The sequence below is a fragment of the Roseovarius sp. EC-HK134 genome (assembly GCF_902498815.1).
Taxonomy (GTDB): domain Bacteria; phylum Pseudomonadota; class Alphaproteobacteria; order Rhodobacterales; family Rhodobacteraceae; genus Roseovarius; species Roseovarius mucosus_A.
Genome location: NZ_LR701544.1, coordinates 186165 through 202399 on the forward strand (window position 1 = coordinate 186165; position 16235 = coordinate 202399).

A 16235-nucleotide genomic window follows, 5' to 3' on the forward strand; every position below is an offset into this window, starting at 1 on the left:
GGTCGGTTATTGTTGTTGTGCGGCGGCGCGCTCTTCAGGCGTCACGGTCGCCCCCGGTGCGGTTTTCTGGAACCCTGCCACCATCACGCGATCACCAGGGTTCAACCCCTCATCCACCACCCAGGCATTGCCACGGTCTTGGATAATGTTCAGCGCGCGTTCCTCGATCACACCGTCACCATTGACCACCCAAGCAAGCGGACGACCGCGCCGATCGCGAACCACGCCCTCTTGCGGCACGAGGTACACATCGCGCGCCACTTCAACCGGCATGTCCACCTGCACATACATCCCCGGCAGCAAAAGAAGATCAGGATTGTCGAACTGCATCCGCAGCGTGACAACCCCGGTTTGCGGATTCACATTGGGTTCCGCCGCCTTGAGTTGACCTGTCTCGCTATAGTCCGAGCCATCCGCCAGCTTGAGCCGCACCGTGGCATCCGCATCCTCAAGCTCGCGCTCCGTCTCACCGCGCCGCCACCGCAAAAGGTCTGCAGCGGATTGCGTCACATCGACATAAACCGGATTGATGTTGCGGATCACAGTCAAAGGCTGGGCTTGGCTTGCGGTCACAAGCGCACCCTGCGAGGTTAATGACAGGCCTATCCGCCCCGACAGGCGAGCCCGAATAGTTGTGCGTGACAGCTCGATTTCCGCAGAATTGAGCTGTGCTTCGGCGAGTTCCAGCCCTGCCGCCGCCGCATCGCGGGTCGATGTCGCCTCGTCAAGCGCCTGCTCGCTGGCGACATTTCGGGATTGCAGTTCCACCAGACGTCTCGCCTCGCGCTCTGCCGCGCGCAGTTGCGCTGCGGCCTGCGCCACACCGGCACGCGACTGCCGCACAGTGGCCTCATAGGTGGCCTTGTCGATCTGATAGAGGGGATCACCGATGGTCACATCAGCCCCTTCTTCGAACAGGCGTTCCGTGATGATCCCGTTGACCTGCGGACGCACCTCAGCCTCTGCCGAAGCTGCCACGCGCCCCGGCAAGAGCGACGTCAAGGTCACATCCTGCGGCGCAAGCGTTACCACGGTCACGGGTGTCGGCCCCTGCGCCTGTTGCGCAATGGCAAATCCCGGCACAAAGCCAGCACAGAGCGCGAGCACGCGGATCATTCGGGGAAACGCAGCCATCAGAGACCCTTTCACGATATGGATTGGCAGAACGGCGTCCAGTCAGATATAAAACGCGTGCGTTTTATAAATATGACAAACGGGCAAATGGCAACAGCACAGCGCCATGCGCACAACCAATGTGCGAAAATGAGGCCACGTGATGCGAGATGGCACACGACGCGAGCAAGCCCAGAGCAAGATCCGGCGCGGACGCCCGGTCACACGCAGTTGCGAAGACCGGCGCGACGCCATTTTTGCCTCACTCGAAGCGGTGCATGCCGAGCGCGGTCTAGACGGGGCCACGATGGAGGCAATCGCCGCCCATGCAGGGATGTCCAAGCGGACGCTCTATGCCGCTTTTTCCAGCCGCAGCGCGCTCTTTCGGGCCTATATCAATAAGGTGGCCGATGCGTTCATCCGTCCGCTGCCCGACGCCGACACGGCCCTGCCTATCGCCGCGAGACTTGAGCGTGTGTTATCCCAAGGTGTCCGGCATCAGGGTTATGGCTTGCCGCTGGAAATCCTGCGCGCCTTCATCGCACAGGTGCCGCAGGCACCGGATATAGGCCGCGATCTGGTCCAAACCCTGATGCGACGTGATCTGTCGATCCTCAAGGCCGAGTTGGACCGTGGTCTTGACCGAAGTGAAATTGCGGTTGCAGATACAACCGACGCGGCGCTCCTGCTGCTCGATATGGTGCGACCATGGCCGCTGGAGTCTCTGCTGGATCCCACCTGTCTTGCAACACCAGACGCCCTTGCCATGCGGCAAAGATTGGCGATCCGGGTGTTTCTCAACGGCCTTGTGCCTTAGTTGCCCAGCCCTCCAGCCGCCAGGACCAGCGGTGGCTGCACCTGCAACCCCCCCTCCTCAACGATGAAATCGACAATGGCATCAACGCCCAAGCCGCGCCGCAATTGCGCCAGCACATAGGGCCTACCAGCGCGGGCCTGCGCCGTATCCGCCTCAAGACGCACCAGATCGACGCCAACATAGGGGGCAAGATCGGTCTTGTTCACCACCAATAGGCCCGATTTCGTTACCCCCGGCCCACGTTTGCGCGGAATGTCCTGACCGGCGGCCGTATCAATCACATAAAGGGTAATATCCGCCAATTCCGGGCTGAACGTCGCGGCAAGGTTGTCACCGCCCGACTCGATCAGGATGAGATCGAGATCAGGAAAGGCGGCCGTCAGCTCCTCCACTGCGGCCAGATTGATAGAGGCATCTTCGCGAATGGCCGTATGCGGGCAGCCGCCGGTTTCCACCCCGCGAATGCGGTCTGCGGGCAGGACCTGCGCACGCAAGAGGTATTCGGCATCCTCGCGGGTGTAAATGTCATTGGTGATAACCGCCATCGAACAGCGCGGCGCCAGCGCACGCGCCAGCATTTCGGTCAGCGTCGTCTTGCCCGCGCCCACCGGGCCACCGATCCCCACACGCAGCGGGCCATTCATGCTCTTGCCTGTCATGTCCGGAATATCCTCACGTCCTGAGTTTCATGTCGCAAAGCCGCAAGATCACCCGCCAGCGCACAGGTCCCGATCTCGTCAAGGGTGGCTCGCGCCGCCCGATCCGCCTGCGCGTGAATATCCGGCAAAAGCCGCGCCAGCACAGCCTGCCCTTCGGTCTGACCCAATGGCACGTGGCGGACGCTGATGGTCACAAGGTTCCCGACAAAGCCATGCAGATAAAGCGCGATCACATCGCGCTTGGGCAGGTCCAGCGCCGCCGCCGCCTCGCCCACCGCCACAGGTAGGAAACGCGCGGGCAAGGCGCGCCCAGTGATCCCCGCCACGCATCGCGCCAGTGCCGCCCCCTGTTCCCGGCTTTCCTGCAAGCGTTCGGCGCAGGGTTGCAGCGCGCGTGCCAGATCGTCGAGCCTGTCACACTCCCCATCCAGCGCATGGGCCAGCAGCACCGCATCTTGCCAGCCAGCGCCGTATCGCAGGATATTGCCAAGCCACACTGCAAGGCTTGCGGCATCCCGCACCGTGCCCGCCGCAATCTCAGCCTCCAGACCATGTGAATAGGCAAACGCCCCGGTTGGAAAGGCTGGCGAGAGCCATTGCACAAGCGTGAGATGCGCAGGGCTGAGCATCAGGCGTGGCTGTGATGGGCGTGGCTGTGATCCCCGTGGTCATGCCCCATGGTGCGCCCCTTGCCATAGGCCCCGCCCTCGGGCCGGAACGGGCCAGTGACGGGCGTCAGCTTTGCACCCAGATAGGCCAGCATCGCCTCGATCACGTGGTCGCGGCGGATACACAGATGATCCGCGCCAATCTGGCAAGGCGTGTGCCGGTTGCCGATATGCCAAGCCAGCCGCGCAAGATCGCCACGCACCTCAATCAGATCTTCGGGTGCGGCCTCGACCGCCACCGCGCGCCCATCGTCGAGCGCAAAGCCCCAGTGATCGTCAAGGTTCGTCACCTCTGCCAGATCGACAAGAAATTCCAGGCCATCCCGCCCCACCAGCCGCTTGCGGCGCATCAGCCGCGCGTCATAATCCAGCACGACCGTATCAGACACCCGATCAGGGGCGTGATGAAGCAGGTGGCGGGCAACAGGCAGGTCGGTCATGGCAGGCCCTCAGAACATGAAATAGCGTTGTGCCAGCGGCAACTCAGAGGCTGGTTCGCAAGAGAGCAATTCGCCATTGGCGCGCACCTCGTAGGTTTCGGGATGCACCTCGACCTCGGGTGTCAGGCTGTTGTGGATCATGTCGCGCTTGGTGATCTTGCGGGTATTGGCGACGGCGAGGGTCTCTTTGGCCAGACCCAAGGCCGCGCCGATCCCCTCGGCCTGCGCTGCGGCACTGACAAAGAGCACGGCAGAGCGTTCCACCGCCCGCCCATAGGCCCCGAACATGGGCCGCGAATAAACCGGCTGGGGCGTGGGAATAGATGCATTGGGATCACCCATCTGCGCCAAAACGATCGTGCCGCCCATCAGCACCATTTCCGGCTTTGCACCAAAAAACGCCGGGCTCCAGAGGACAAGATCAGCGCGCTTGCCGGGGCTGACACTTCCGATATAGGCGCTCATCCCGTGCACAATGGCGGGGTTGATGGTGTATTTCGCGATATAGCGTTTCACCCGCATGTTGTCGTTGTCGCCGGTCTCTTCCGGCAACCGCCCACGCTGCTTGCGCATTTTTGAGGCGGTTTGCCATGTGCGGATGATCACCTCGCCCACGCGCCCCATCGCCTGACTGTCCGAGGCCATGACAGAAAACGCGCCCATGTCGTGCAGGATATCCTCGGCGGCGATGGTTTCACGCCGGATCCGGCTCTCGGCAAAGGCCACATCCTCGGGGATCGCTTTGTCGAGGTGGTGACAGACCATCAGCATATCGAGATGTTCCTCGATCGTGTTGACAGTGTAGGGCATGGTCGGGTTGGTCGAAGACGGCAGGATATGTTCATAGCCCACCACTTTCATGATGTCCGGCGCGTGCCCGCCGCCTGCGCCCTCGGTGTGAAAGGCGTGGATGGTGCGGCCTTTGATGGCGGCAAGGGTGTTTTCCACAAAGCCGCTTTCATTCAGCGTGTCGGTGTGGATCATCACCTGCACATCCATGTCATCGGCAACACTCAGGCAGCAATCAATCGCACCGGGCGTGGTGCCCCAATCCTCGTGCAGCTTCATCGCGCAGGCCCCCGCGCGGATCATTTCGATCAGCGCCTCGGGTTGGCTTGCATTGCCCTTGGATGACAGGCCGAAATTCATCGGGAACGCATCCAACGATTGCAGCATCCGCCCGATATGCCACGCTCCCGGCGTACAGGTTGTGGCAAGCGTGCCATGCGCGGGGCCGGTGCCGCCACCCAGCATGGTGGTGATCCCGGAATGCAGCGCATCCTCGATTTGCTGCGGGCAGATGAAGTGGATATGCGCATCAAAGCCACCCGGAGTAAGGATCTTGCCTTCTCCGGCGATGATCTCGGTGCCCGGACCGATGATGATATCGACACCCGATTGCGTATCTGGGTTGCCCGCCTTGCCTATGGCGGCAATCAAGCCATCGCGCAGGCCGACATCCGCCTTGGTGATCCCTTGATGATCGACGATCAGCGCGTTGGTGATGACGGTATCCATCGCACCCCCGGCGCGGGGGATCTGGCTCTGGCCCATCCCGTCGCGGATCACCTTGCCGCCGCCGAATTTCACCTCTTCGCCATAGGTGGTCAGATCACGCTCTACCTCGATGATGAGATCGGTATCACCAAGCCGCAGCCGGTCGCCCGTGGTGGGGCCATACATGGCGGCATAGGCAGAGCGGGGGATCGCATAGGGCATCTAGAGGTCTCCCATCACCTGTTGATTAAAGCCGAACACACGCCGCGCGCCGCCGTAGGGGATCAGCCGCACCTCGCGGCTTTGCCCCGGCTCGAACCGGACGGCGGTGCCAGCAGGAATATCCAGACGCTGGCCGCGCGCCGCGTCGCGGTCAAAGCTGAGGCCACTATTGGCCTCGGCGAAATGGTAATGGCTGCCGACTTGAACTGGTCTGTCGCCGGTATTGGCAACCATCAGCACGGTCACCGGAGCGCCTGCATTCAGGGTGATGTCACCGTCGGCGGGCAACACCTCGCCGGGGATCATTTGCGCCTCCGACCCAGCACATAGCCGCCAGCAGCTGCAATCACCCCGACAACGCCAAGCCACATTGCGTCAATCCCATGCGGGTGCAGATGCGGACCAGGGTCGGCCAGTGCCAGCGTCGGTGTGAGAAGGAAAAAGGCAACGGGATAGCGCATGATCAGTTCCTTTCAGCGGATAGGATTGTGGACGGTGACAAGCTTGGTGCCATCAGGAAAGGTCGCCTCGACCTGCACCGCATGGATCATCTCTGCGATGCCATCCATACAGTGCTCAGACGTGATGACATGCGCACCCGCCTCCATCAGATCGGCCACCGTGCGCCCGTCGCGCGCGCCCTCGACCACGTAATCGGTGATCAGCGCCACGGCTTCGGGGTGGTTAAGTTTGACGCCGCGTGCGAGCCGCCCTCGTGCGACCATCGCGGCGAGGCTGATCAACAGCTTGTCCTTTTCACGCGGGGTGAGGTTCATCGCGGTTCTCTCCTAAATCTGCCAGACGCGGGGCAAAGGGCCAGGGCGCAACACCGAAACCAGCCGCATGATCTGCCGCTTGAGCGGCCAGCCATCAGCGGCCATAAGGCGGATCACCAGCTTGCCGTCAAAGCCCGACGCGCCGCTGGTTACGCCCTCTTCGGTCAGTTCTGCACGAGCGCGCTCCACCGCATCCGCAGCCCCCGGCGCCACCAACGCCAGCGTGGCAAAGGCCCGCGCTGCGCCCAAAATGGCGGGACCAGCGGTCAACGCCTCGGTGCCCAAATGCAGCGGCTCGATCAGAACCGGGCGGCCCAAGCGCATGATCCGGCGCGTATCGCGCAGCGTTACATCGGCCAGTGTCTCGCCCATGGCAATGCGGCCCAAAACGATGGCCTCCAGCATCAGGCAAGAAGCATCCTCGGCCAAGTCTATCTCGGTTTCGCGGACGAGGTGGCTGCTGTCATAGAGGATGGTTTCCTGCGGCAGCCAATCGAGGTGCCCGCCACCCCCTACAGAATGCCGCACCGTGACATGCGCCGCGCCATCCGCGCTGCGATAGGCGCGTTCAGCGGTCTGCGTGGTGGCGGTGGCACGGCACCCCGCTGCCAAATCAAGACGGTAGGCCAAGGTGTCTCCGCCCGCCAAACCGCCGGATGTGTTGAGAAAGACCACCTCAGGGCCAAAGGCGCCCGGATGCACGAACGCTTTGGCCGACCCCGCCTGATGCAGCCGGTCCAGCCGCGCCCCGGCGGGGCCCGGCAAGAGGGCGACATGAGCCGCGCCGTGGCTACGCTGATGCAAGGGGGCGGGACAGGCGGTCATGGGTGATTCCGAGTTGCGATAGGTCAGAGGCTACCTGTTGTGTCGGGGCCTGCCAGTCGCCCGGCGCGCCAGCCTGAAATCCCACAGGCGCGCCGGCTGTATATGCCTATTTTTAGCGCAGATGGCCTATTAAATAGACACCTCACGCAAAAGCCGGTCGCGCTCCACCATCGCCGCAGGCTCGGACAGCCGCACTTCGCCCCGGTTCAAGACGACCAGATCATCCGCCAGCCCATAGGCGAAATCGAAATACTGTTCGACCAACACGATGGCAATTTCCCCCTCGTCCCGCAGCAAACCGATCACCTCGCCAATTTGCTTGATGATATTGGGTTGAATGCCCTCGGTCGGCTCATCGAGCAAAAGCACGCGCGGCTTGGCGATCAGCGCACGGGCAATGGCCAACTGCTGCTGCTGCCCGCCCGAGAGGTCGCCGCCGCGCCGGTCCTTCATCTGGTCCAGCACCGGAAAGAGATCATAAATCCGCGACGGAATCCGGTGTTCGGATTTCGGCAGACAGGCAAAGCCGGTTTCGAGGTTTTCGGTCACAGTCAGGAGCGGAAACACCTCGCGCCCCTGCGGCACATAGCCGATGCCGGCCCGCGCCGCCTGCGCCGCGCTCAGATGATCCAGAACCGCCCCATCAAGCGTGATGTGCCCACCCGAATAGGGATGCCGCCCGGCAATCGCCTTTAGCAAGCTGGTCTTGCCCACACCATTGGTGCCCATCACCGCCGTCACAGCACCCGGGCGCGCCGTCAGGCTGACACCATGCAGGATCTGTGACGCACCGTAATGCAGCGTGAGGTTCTCGACGCTCAGCATCGCTTATCTCCCCAGATAGACATCAATCACCTGCTGGTTTTGGGTCACATGATCCAGACTGCCCTCGGCCAGAACCGAGCCTTCGTGCAGCACCGTCACCTTGCATCCCAAGCGGCGGATGAATTCCATGTCATGCTCGATCACAACAACGGCGCGGGTCTGCGCCGCGCGTTTGAGAATATCCGTCGTATGCTCGCGCTCGGCGGGGGTCATCCCGGCGGCGGGCTCATCCACCAGCAAGAGACGCGGATCTTGGGCCAAGAGCATCCCGATTTCCAGCCATTGCTTTTGCCCATGGCTCAACTCTCCGGCGCGGCGCGGTAGCGCATCAAGCAGGCCGATTTCCTCAGCCAATTCAGCAATCCGGGCCGTGGCACGCAAGGAGCGGCGATAGAACAACACATCAAACGGCCCGCGCTTGGCCTTGAGCGCCATGGCAAGGTTTTCGCGCACGGTCTGCGCCTCAAAGACCGTCGGCTTTTGAAACTTGCGCCCAATCCCTGCTCGCGCGATCTGGCTTTCGCTCATCCCAAGCAGCGAGACGGATTTCTCTCCCCAGATCACGCGGCCCTCATCGGGCCGCGTCTTGCCGGTCACGATATCCATAAAGGTTGTCTTGCCTGCGCCATTCGGTCCGATCACGGCGCGCAATTCAGGCTCTGCCACTTGGATCGACAGGTTGTTGATCGCGCGGAACCCGTCAAAGGTCACGGAAACGCCTGAAACTTCTAGAAGCGTGCTCATGGTTTTCTCACGATCTTGTCAAAGAGGCCACCGATGCCACGCGGAAAGAATAGTGTCACCGCAACAAAGCCGAGGCCCAGCAACACCAGCCACCAATCGGTCCAATTGATCGTATAGAACCCGAGGTTGATGTTGGGCGCGCCGCCCCCCGTGAACCAGCTTGACGCAAGGCTGACAACCGCAGCCCCAATCACCGCCCCATATAGCCGCCCACGCCCACCGATAGCCACCCAGACGGCAAGGTAAATCGAGGCAATCGGCGCAATCTCGGCTGGGTTGATGATACCAGCCTGCGGATAATACAGCGCCCCGGCGATTGCCGACACCACCGCTGTCAGCGTGAAAATGACCAGTTTGTAACTCTCGACATCATAGCCCAGAAACCGCACCCGCGCCTCATTGTCGCGAATGGCGCGGATGACCGATCCGAATTTGGCCGAGACCAGCCAAGCAAAAAGCAGATAGCCGAGCCCAAGCGCAAGCGCTGAGGCCCAGAAGAACCACAGCGACAACGTGGATTGCGGCACATGATCAAGACCGGGAATATTTTGCAGGCCCGACAGACCGTTGTTGCCCCGCAACCCGGTGTCGTTCTGGAAAAGATAAAGCGACAGCGCCAGCGTCATCGCCTGCGTGAGAATGGAAAGATATACCCCGGTAACCCGACTGCGAAACGCCAGCCAGCCAAAGACCAGCGCCAAAAGGCCCGGCACTAGCAAAACCATCAACAATTGCAGCGTGAGACTGTGCGCAAAGCCCCAAAGCCATGGCAATTCATTGCTGCCCACCACACCAAAAATCTGGCTGGCGATGGCATTTTGAACCTCACTCTGCGTTGGCGGAATGGGCGCAGCGGAAAGCGACTCGACTACGATCCCTTGGGTGCGGGCATACATAAGCCACATGCCGATGGCATAGCCGCCAAGGCCGAAAAAGGCGAAATGCCCTAGGCTTAGGATGCCGCAATAGCCCCAGACCACATCCATCGCAACCGCGATGAGACACAGGCAAAGCGTCATACCAAGGATCTTGACCATCGAGGTTGAGAGAAGCGCAATGCCAAACCCCTCGGACAAAACCGTCACCCCAAGCGTGAAGAGCGCGAGGCAACCGAGGAACCACAAAACCGACGGGTTCTCTGCCAAAAACCGCTTTCGAGGGGCAATCTCGGGTTTGCTCATGGCTCAGTCCCCCGCCGCACGACCCTTGAGGGCGACGATACCCTTGGGCCGGAATTGAATGAAAAGGATGACGAAAAGCACCATATATGTCTGCGCGGCCAAGGTGTTCGAGGGGTTGAACCACTCGATCCCCTTTTGCAGAAACCCGATCATCGAGGCCCCCGCCAGCGTGCCCCAGACGTTGCCGACGCCGCCCACGACAACGGTCATAAAGCTCTGAACGATGTAATTCGCCCCCATCTCGGATGTGACCTGCGCGTAAAGACCAATCGCCACGCCCGCGATGCCAGCGATGCCCGACCCAAGGCCAAAGGTCAGCATGTTGATGCGGTCCGGGTCGATGCCCATACTTGCCGCCATCCCGGGATTTTGAGTGACCGCGCGCACCTCCAGCCCCAGGCGCGTGCGCTTGAGGATGAAAAGCAAGAGCGCCAGAAACATCAGGGCAAGCACGAAAATTGCCACGCGAATATTGCTGATGCTGACAATGTCATTCAGCGTCAACGCCCCGCTTAGCCAGTCAGGGGCCGTCAGAGGGCGCGCCTGCGTGCCAAAGATGTTCTTGGCGAGCTGTTGCAGGGCAATCGAGATGCCAAAGGTCGCGAGCAGTGTTTCCAATGGCCGGGTGTAAAGATGCCGGATCACCAGCCGCTCCATCACCACGCCCGCGCCAAAGGTCACGACAAAGGCCAGTGGCAGGGCAATGATCAGGCTGACGGTGTAATCGGGGATGAACAGCTGCACCACATAGCCGGTGTAGGCCCCCATCATGATGAATTCGCCATGCGCCATGTTGATCACGCCCATGACGCCAAAGGTGATGGCAAGACCGATCGCCGCGAGGAAAAAGATCGAGGCGAGCGAGAGCCCGTCAAGCACCAGATCGAACGTCTGAAAGAGGCCAAGCGCGCGCGAGGTAGAAGCGAGCGCCGCCTCGGCGGCGGCTGTCACCTCGGGGTTCGGCTCGGCATAGACCTCGTAGAACACATGCGCCGCAACTGCGCGGGCCACTTCATCATCGGCAGCGCGAGGGGGCACATTGCCTGCGGCCTCCAACGCCTCATAGGCGCGGGCACGGGCATCATCGGTGTTGAGAAGATGCAAGGGCACCCCACCCACAGCCCCATCGACGATATGCTGTGCCAGCACATCACGACGATCAGTGGCGCTCTGACGTGGCGGCGCAAGATTGGCAGCCACCAGCCGATCATAGGCCTCAACCTCGGAAACATCCGTGGCAACCTCAAGCACGCGCGCAATATTGGCATCAGTGGGCAGGGCGGTGCCGACGCCCTGCGCGCGAACCGTCAATTGGTTGAGCACGCTGCGCGCTTCAATGCTGATATCCCCGGCCAACCCTTCGATTGCCGCGAGGCGGTAGGGCAGCGCCGATGCAAACTGCGCGGTCAATAGCGTCAGAAGCCGTTCTTTGCGCTGTTTCAGCGCGGGATCTGTCTCGGTCTCAATAGACTTGCTCAATGGGTCGATCTGGCTGGCGTCCCCACTGCGGGCAATCGCGTCTAGTGCCGCCGCGCGTCGCGCCGGATCGGGCGCATTCAGCTCAAAGGGCACAAGCGCCGCCGCGATTACCCCACGCACCCCAGAGTTGGGCCGGATTTGATTAACGTCACGGCTGCTGACCTCGGCCACCGCAGCCCCGCTATCGATGTCGATCAAACGCAGCGCGCCGCCCGCCTCTTCAGCATAGAAAAACAGCCCATCGTCAGGCCGCTCATAGACCCCGCGATCCTGCCACCGCAGCAGGAATTCGGCGGTTCCGGGCCGGTCCGCAGCCATCAACGCAGCCAGCACCCGATCAACGGTGCTGCGCGATGGCTTGGCGATCTCTGCCTGATACTCTTGCAAGAGCGGCTGTAGCCCCTCTTGTGCCCGTCCCTCGGAGGGCCGCAACAGGGACAAAAGGCCAATGGCCAGCACTGTCGCCACAAGCCGGGCGAGAAAAAGAAACGAACGCATCTGGATATGGGCCTTGCCTGAGAGGAAAGGCGCGCAGGGGGCTCCCCCCGCGCGCCCGGTGCGCGTCAGTAGTTCGACGTCATCTGCACGCAGGTCTTGGTCTCGGTGTTGTACATACCGCAGCCAAGATCTTTCCAATCGCTCGTGAGCGGTGCGCTCTCGGGCAGGTAATCGGTCCAGGCATCGCCCGGCACCTCTGAGGTCTGGCTGATGATGTCAAACTGCCCATCGGCCCGGATCTCGCCGATCAGCACCGGCTTGGTCAGGTGATGGTTCGGCAGCATGACCGCCGTGCCGCCAGTGAGGTTCGGAAATTCCTGTCCCCACATCGCCGAGCGCACCGCGTCCACATCGGTGGTGCCCGCCGCTGTGACCGCGTTCACCCACATGTTGAAGCCGATGTAATGTGCCTCCATCGGGTCGTTGGTTACGCGGTTTTCACCGGCATAGGCCTTCCACGCCTTGACGAATTCGGCGTTGATCTCGGTATCGGCGGACTGGAAATAGTTCCATGCCGCAAGATGGCCCACGAGTTCGGTGGTATCGAGACCCGAGAGTTCTTCTTCACCCACAGAGAAGGCCACGACAGGAATGTCGTCGGCGCTGACACCGGCGGCGGCAAGTTCCTTGTAGAAGCCGATATTGGCATCGCCATTGATGGTCGAAATCACACCGACCTTTTTACCGCCAGCGCCCAAAGCAACCACATCCGCGACAATGGTCGCCCAGTCGGAATGGCCAAACGGGGTGTAGTTGACAAAGATGTCCTCGGCGGCGACGCCCTTGGATTTGAGATAAGCGTCAAGGATGTTGTTGGTGGTGCGGGGATAGACATAGTCTGTACCCAACAGAGCAAAGCTCTCGACGCCCAATTCTTCAAGGAAGTAATCTACCGCCGGGATCGCCTGCTGATTGGGCGCGGCACCGGTGTAGAACACGTTCCGCGAGGATTCTTCACCCTCGTATTGCACCGGATAGAACATCAGGCCGTTCAGTTCCTCCAGCACCGGCAGGGCGGATTTGCGGCTGACACTGGTCCAAGAGCCAAAGATCACATCAACCTCGTTCACCGTCAGCAACTCGCGCGCCTTTTCGGCAAAAAGCGGCCAGTCAGAGGCCGGATCGACCACGACTGCCTCAATCGGGCAACCCAGCAACCCGCCTTTGGCATTCTGCTGTTCCACCAGCATCAGGACTGTGTCCTTGAGCGTGGTTTCCGAGATTGCCATCGTCCCCGAGAGCGAATGAAGCACGCCCACCTTGACCGGGCAATCCTGAGCCAGCGCAGGGGCCGCCACAAGAACGGTGGTCGCAACGAGGCTCGCCATAAATGTTCTTTTCGTCATATTGTTCGGAACTCCCTTGTCCGGGCTGCGCGCGTCGTGGCGTTGTTCAATTTCGGGTCCCCCACCGTCATTTTGGCGACGCAGCATTTTGTTTGCACCTCTCCGCAGAGGAGCGCCGTTTGGTGTGACCAGCGCCGCCTTCAGAGGGTCTGAGCGATTTCAGACAGAACGAAGCAAACAGATTTGCGGCGATTTGCTCTAGCGAGAGCGTGCAGCGCGGTGGCGAACCTGCCAAGATTACCGCTTTTTGGGCAGTTCGCAGGCGCACCGCCTATTTTATTTGCGATTGCAGAAAAAATGCCGCGCTGCGGCATTGCGCGATCAAGGCTTCTGCCCGCGCCCTTGCACAAGAATACCAAGAAGGCCCAACAGGCCTGATCCCACCATCAGCGTGACCGATACGGCGTTCAGCACAGGGGTAGAGCCTTCGCGCATACGGTCGAACATCGTCACCGTCAGCGGCGCATTCGATCCGTTGAGGATCAGCGTGGTGTTGAAATTCTCAAACGAAATCAAAAAGGCCACGATCCCCGCCCCAAAAAGCGCGGGCCGCAGCCATGGCAAGGTGATAGTCAGAAAGACCACCGCAGGGCTTGCCCCGAGGTTGAGCGCCGCCTCTTCCAGCGTGCGATCAAAGCGGCGCAGGCGCGCGGCGATCACCAGTGTCGCAATCGTGGTGATAAAGGAAAACTGCCCGAGAATCACCAGAAACAGCCCCGGTCGCAGGGCGGAAACCTCGTATCCCGTCAGTGAATTCACCGCCTCTGCCAACGTGGACGAAAACACGAGGATGGAAATGCCCAAGATCACCCCCGGAATGACCAAGGGTGCCAGCATCATGATATAGGCGAATTCCTTGAACCGGAAATCGTGGCGATCAAAGAGAAAGGCGGTGGTGGTCGCCACACTCAGCGACAGGGCCGTGACCCAGAATGCCACAAACGCCGAGTTGAAGAAGCCCGCGACGATGCGCCGGTCGTTGATCAGACCCAAGCGCGGTTGCTCCGCCCCGATGAACCAATCCAGCGTAAACCCTTCCCACGGAAGGCCCGGAAACTGACTATCGTTGAATGCAAAAACCGCCACCACCGCCAGCGGCAGCGCCATGTAGACAAAGAACAGCGCGACATAGGCCGCATAGGCAAAGCGCAACAGCGGCGAACGGGGGAGCGAAGCCAGCATCCTAGCGCCCCAGCGTATTCGAGAGCGACTGCCCCGACAGCCGCAACAAGAGCCAGACAAGCGCGCTCGACGTGGCCAAGAGGATAAAGCCAAAGGCCGATCCCAACTCCCAGTTGAAGCGCGTGATGAACTGCGAATAGATCTGCGCGGTGAACCACTGTCCGCTTTTGCCGCCCAGCAAAGTCGGCGTCAGATAATTGCCCAGCGCCAGCATGAACACCACGATAGAGCCCGCGATGATCCCCGGCATGGCATAGGGAATGACGATCCGCGTCAGCACGGTCCAGCCATTGCCGCCCAGATCATACCCCGCCTCGACCAGCGCATCATCCATGCCGTCGATGGTGGAAATCAGCGGCACGATCATGAAAAGCATCGAGGTATAAACCAGCCCGATCAGAATGGCTGCGTCATTATAAAGAAACTCAACCGGCCCCGATGTGATCCCTAAGCCCTGCAAGGCGTTGGAAATCAGCCCGGTTTCCCGCAAGAGCAGCATCCAGCCAAATACGCGCACGATCTCGGACACCCAGAACGGCAAAAGGCATAGCATGAAGAGCGCCGCCTTGGTGCGGCCCTGCGCAATCTTGGCGATGTAATAGGCCACCGGAAATCCGATGAGGAATGTCAGAACCGTGGCGATGATGGAAAAGACCACCGTGCGCAACAACGTCCAAGGATAGACCCACGTCGCAGCGAAATCCGCATAGTTGCGAAACCCGGTTTCATAGACGCGCGGGGCCACCTTTTCGCGCAAGGACAGGATCAGCATGTCGATATGCGGGATCACGATCAAAAGCGCGATCCATGCTACGAAGGGTGCGAAAAGCAACCAAAAGACCAGCTTGCCCTCGCGCATCACACCCCCGCCGCCGCAAAGGACACGACAGACCCCGGCCCTAGCCCTAGCGCCACAGAGGCCCCGCGCCGCAAGGGTTCAGCCTCTCCTGATTGTGGCAACAGCGCTTCGATCACGTCGCCCCCCGGCAGGCGTGCCAATATCCGACTTTGCGCACCGTTAAAGAGCACATCCTCAATCACTGCTTCCAGCCGGTTGGTGCTGTCTTGCGCAGGCGCGCCCACGGCGATGGATTCGGGCCGGATAAAGATGTCGAGCATTCCCCCCACCTCGACCGAACCCGACCGGGGGGGCGCGGCAACCAGTGTCAGCCCCTGATCCGTTGCCAGCTTGCATCCCGCACTATCCGCCGCGATCACGCGCGCGCGCAGTTTGTTGGCATCGCCCACGAACCCGGCGACAAAGGCGGTCTGCGGCCTGAAATACAATTCCTCTGGCGTGCCCACCTGTTCGAACCGCCCGGCGTTCATCACCGCAACCCGGTCCGACATCATCATCGCCTCGGATTGGTCATGGGTGATGTAAACAAAGGTTGTGCCGAATTCGTGCTGCAACTGCTTGAGTTCGATTTTCATATGCTCGCGCAGTTTGAGATCGAGCGCACCCAATGGCTCGTCCAGCAGCAACACGGCCGGGTCGAGCACCATCGCCCGCGCAATCGCGATCCGCTGCTTTTGTCCGCCCGAAAGCTGATCGATCCGCTTGGGTCCAGCATCCGCTAGACCCACCCGGCCCAGCACACCTGCAACCGCGCGGGTAATCTCGGCGCGGGGTGTGCCGCGACGGCGCAGACCATAGGCTATATTCTCGGCGACGGTCATCATCGGGAACAGCGCCAGATGCTGAAACACAAGATTGACAGGCCGCCGGTTGGGGGGCGTATCCAGAACCGACGCACCCTTGATCAGGATATCGCCCGCATCCGGGCGCGCAAACCCTGCCATCATCCGCAGCAAAGTGGTCTTGCCGCAGCCAGACGGGCCGAGAATTGAAAAGAAGGATCCCTTGGGGATTGCAAAGGACACGTCGTCCACAGCCGTGAAGCTGCCGAACCGCTTGATCAGGTTACGGCATTCGAGATCGGCGGAAATACTGTCCACGTGG

Annotated in this window: 18 protein-coding genes; 1 reads left to right on the forward strand and 17 read right to left on the reverse strand. The window is 61.1% G+C overall.

The features are described 5' to 3' along the window. Positions 1 to 6: 6 nt before the first annotated feature. Positions 7 to 1116: an efflux RND transporter periplasmic adaptor subunit gene (locus GC127_RS04935; protein ID WP_081508627.1), complete on the reverse strand. Its 1110-nt coding sequence runs from the start codon at positions 1114 to 1116 to the stop codon at positions 7 to 9. 160 nt (positions 1117 to 1276) lie between these two features. Between GC127_RS04935 and GC127_RS04940 the strand changes: the two genes are divergently transcribed. Further along, entirely contained in the window at positions 1277 to 1930 is a 654-nt protein-coding gene (locus GC127_RS04940) for a TetR/AcrR family transcriptional regulator (protein ID WP_151976828.1), read from the forward strand. Here GC127_RS04940 and ureG read toward each other — a convergent pair. From ureG to GC127_RS05020, 16 genes are all read right to left on the reverse strand, one after another. Further along, positions 1927 to 2589 carry an urease accessory protein UreG gene (ureG, locus tag GC127_RS04945; protein WP_199861196.1) on the reverse strand — a complete coding sequence of 221 codons (663 nt, stop codon included), beginning with the start codon at positions 2587 to 2589 and terminating at the stop codon, positions 1927 to 1929. The genes GC127_RS04940 and ureG overlap by 4 nt on opposite strands. After that, a complete protein-coding gene (locus GC127_RS04950) occupies positions 2586 to 3218 on the reverse strand; it encodes an urease accessory protein UreF (RefSeq protein WP_151976830.1) in 633 nt (210 codons plus the stop codon). The genes ureG and GC127_RS04950 overlap by 4 nt, the downstream gene beginning before the upstream one ends. Beyond that, positions 3218 to 3697 carry an urease accessory protein UreE gene (locus GC127_RS04955; RefSeq protein WP_151976832.1) on the reverse strand — a complete coding sequence of 160 codons (480 nt, stop codon included), beginning with the start codon at positions 3695 to 3697 and terminating at the stop codon, positions 3218 to 3220. The genes GC127_RS04950 and GC127_RS04955 overlap by 1 nt, the downstream gene beginning before the upstream one ends. A 9-nt stretch (positions 3698 to 3706) precedes the next feature. Next, a complete protein-coding gene (gene ureC, locus GC127_RS04960; RefSeq protein WP_151976834.1) occupies positions 3707 to 5416 on the reverse strand; it encodes an urease subunit alpha in 1710 nt (569 codons plus the stop codon). After that, the gene (locus GC127_RS04965; RefSeq protein WP_008279416.1) at positions 5417 to 5722 is read right to left on the reverse strand and encodes an urease subunit beta; all 306 of its coding nucleotides are present in this window, start codon (positions 5720 to 5722) and stop codon (positions 5417 to 5419) included. Continuing rightward, positions 5719 to 5877 (reverse strand): LPXTG cell wall anchor domain-containing protein, encoded by a 159-nt coding sequence (locus tag GC127_RS04970; RefSeq protein ID WP_151976836.1) that lies wholly within the window; start codon positions 5875 to 5877, stop codon positions 5719 to 5721. Before GC127_RS04970 ends, GC127_RS04965 begins: the two co-directional genes overlap by 4 nt. Before the next feature lie 12 nt (positions 5878 to 5889). Further along, entirely contained in the window at positions 5890 to 6192 is a 303-nt protein-coding gene (locus tag GC127_RS04975) for an urease subunit gamma (protein ID WP_008279418.1), read from the reverse strand. Between the two features lie 12 nt (positions 6193 to 6204). After that, positions 6205 to 7017, reverse strand: coding sequence for an urease accessory protein UreD (locus GC127_RS04980; protein ID WP_008279419.1), 813 nt, complete (start codon positions 7015 to 7017; stop codon positions 6205 to 6207). A gap of 129 nt (positions 7018 to 7146) precedes the next feature. Next, positions 7147 to 7842, reverse strand: a complete 696-nt coding sequence (gene urtE / locus GC127_RS04985; RefSeq protein ID WP_008279420.1) for an urea ABC transporter ATP-binding subunit UrtE — start codon at positions 7840 to 7842, stop codon at positions 7147 to 7149. A gap of 3 nt (positions 7843 to 7845) precedes the next feature. Beyond that, positions 7846 to 8586 carry an urea ABC transporter ATP-binding protein UrtD gene (gene urtD, locus GC127_RS04990; protein ID WP_008279421.1) on the reverse strand — a complete coding sequence of 247 codons (741 nt, stop codon included), beginning with the start codon at positions 8584 to 8586 and terminating at the stop codon, positions 7846 to 7848. Beyond that, entirely contained in the window at positions 8583 to 9767 is a 1185-nt protein-coding gene (urtC, locus tag GC127_RS04995) for an urea ABC transporter permease subunit UrtC (protein WP_008279422.1), read from the reverse strand. The genes urtD and urtC overlap by 4 nt, the downstream gene beginning before the upstream one ends. 3 nt (positions 9768 to 9770) lie before the next feature. Next, the gene (urtB, locus tag GC127_RS05000) at positions 9771 to 11744 is read right to left on the reverse strand and encodes an urea ABC transporter permease subunit UrtB (protein ID WP_151976838.1); all 1974 of its coding nucleotides are present in this window, start codon (positions 11742 to 11744) and stop codon (positions 9771 to 9773) included. Positions 11745 to 11809: 65 nt separating this feature from the next. Further along, complete coding sequence (urtA, locus tag GC127_RS05005; RefSeq protein WP_237183444.1) at positions 11810 to 13072, reverse strand: urea ABC transporter substrate-binding protein; 1263 nt, start codon at positions 13070 to 13072, stop codon at positions 11810 to 11812. Positions 13073 to 13411: 339 nt separating this feature from the next. Continuing rightward, positions 13412 to 14272: an ABC transporter permease gene (locus tag GC127_RS05010; RefSeq protein WP_008279425.1), complete on the reverse strand. Its 861-nt coding sequence runs from the start codon at positions 14270 to 14272 to the stop codon at positions 13412 to 13414. Position 14273: 1 nt separating this feature from the next. Next, a complete protein-coding gene (locus tag GC127_RS05015) occupies positions 14274 to 15131 on the reverse strand; it encodes an ABC transporter permease (protein WP_151976840.1) in 858 nt (285 codons plus the stop codon). Continuing rightward, positions 15131 to 16231: an ABC transporter ATP-binding protein gene (locus GC127_RS05020; protein ID WP_081507527.1), complete on the reverse strand. Its 1101-nt coding sequence runs from the start codon at positions 16229 to 16231 to the stop codon at positions 15131 to 15133. Before GC127_RS05020 ends, GC127_RS05015 begins: the two co-directional genes overlap by 1 nt. Positions 16232 to 16235: the final 4 nt, after the last annotated feature.

Excerpts from the sequence above, each read along its gene's own strand:
- GC127_RS04935 (WP_081508627.1), bottom strand. The coding sequence starts at position 1,116 with ATGATCCGCGTGCTCGCGCTCTGTGCTGGCTTTGTGCCGGGATTTGCC.
- GC127_RS04940 (WP_151976828.1), top strand. The coding sequence starts at position 1,277 with ATGCGAGATGGCACACGACGCGAGCAAGCCCAGAGCAAGATCCGGCGC.
- ureG (WP_199861196.1), bottom strand. The coding sequence starts at position 2,589 with ATGACAGGCAAGAGCATGAATGGCCCGCTGCGTGTGGGGATCGGTGGC.
- GC127_RS04950 (WP_151976830.1), bottom strand. The coding sequence starts at position 3,218 with ATGCTCAGCCCTGCGCATCTCACGCTTGTGCAATGGCTCTCGCCAGCC.
- GC127_RS04955 (WP_151976832.1), bottom strand. The coding sequence starts at position 3,697 with ATGACCGACCTGCCTGTTGCCCGCCACCTGCTTCATCACGCCCCTGAT.
- ureC (WP_151976834.1), bottom strand. The coding sequence starts at position 5,416 with ATGCCCTATGCGATCCCCCGCTCTGCCTATGCCGCCATGTATGGCCCC.
- GC127_RS04965 (WP_008279416.1), bottom strand. The coding sequence starts at position 5,722 with ATGATCCCCGGCGAGGTGTTGCCCGCCGACGGTGACATCACCCTGAAT.
- GC127_RS04970 (WP_151976836.1), bottom strand. The coding sequence starts at position 5,877 with ATGCGCTATCCCGTTGCCTTTTTCCTTCTCACACCGACGCTGGCACTG.
- GC127_RS04975 (WP_008279418.1), bottom strand. The coding sequence starts at position 6,192 with ATGAACCTCACCCCGCGTGAAAAGGACAAGCTGTTGATCAGCCTCGCC.
- GC127_RS04980 (WP_008279419.1), bottom strand. The coding sequence starts at position 7,017 with ATGACCGCCTGTCCCGCCCCCTTGCATCAGCGTAGCCACGGCGCGGCT.
- urtE (WP_008279420.1), bottom strand. The coding sequence starts at position 7,842 with ATGCTGAGCGTCGAGAACCTCACGCTGCATTACGGTGCGTCACAGATC.
- urtD (WP_008279421.1), bottom strand. The coding sequence starts at position 8,586 with ATGAGCACGCTTCTAGAAGTTTCAGGCGTTTCCGTGACCTTTGACGGG.
- urtC (WP_008279422.1), bottom strand. The coding sequence starts at position 9,767 with ATGAGCAAACCCGAGATTGCCCCTCGAAAGCGGTTTTTGGCAGAGAAC.
- urtB (WP_151976838.1), bottom strand. The coding sequence starts at position 11,744 with ATGCGTTCGTTTCTTTTTCTCGCCCGGCTTGTGGCGACAGTGCTGGCC.
- urtA (WP_237183444.1), bottom strand. The coding sequence starts at position 13,072 with ATGGCGAGCCTCGTTGCGACCACCGTTCTTGTGGCGGCCCCTGCGCTG.
- GC127_RS05010 (WP_008279425.1), bottom strand. The coding sequence starts at position 14,272 with ATGCTGGCTTCGCTCCCCCGTTCGCCGCTGTTGCGCTTTGCCTATGCG.
- GC127_RS05015 (WP_151976840.1), bottom strand. The coding sequence starts at position 15,131 with ATGCGCGAGGGCAAGCTGGTCTTTTGGTTGCTTTTCGCACCCTTCGTA.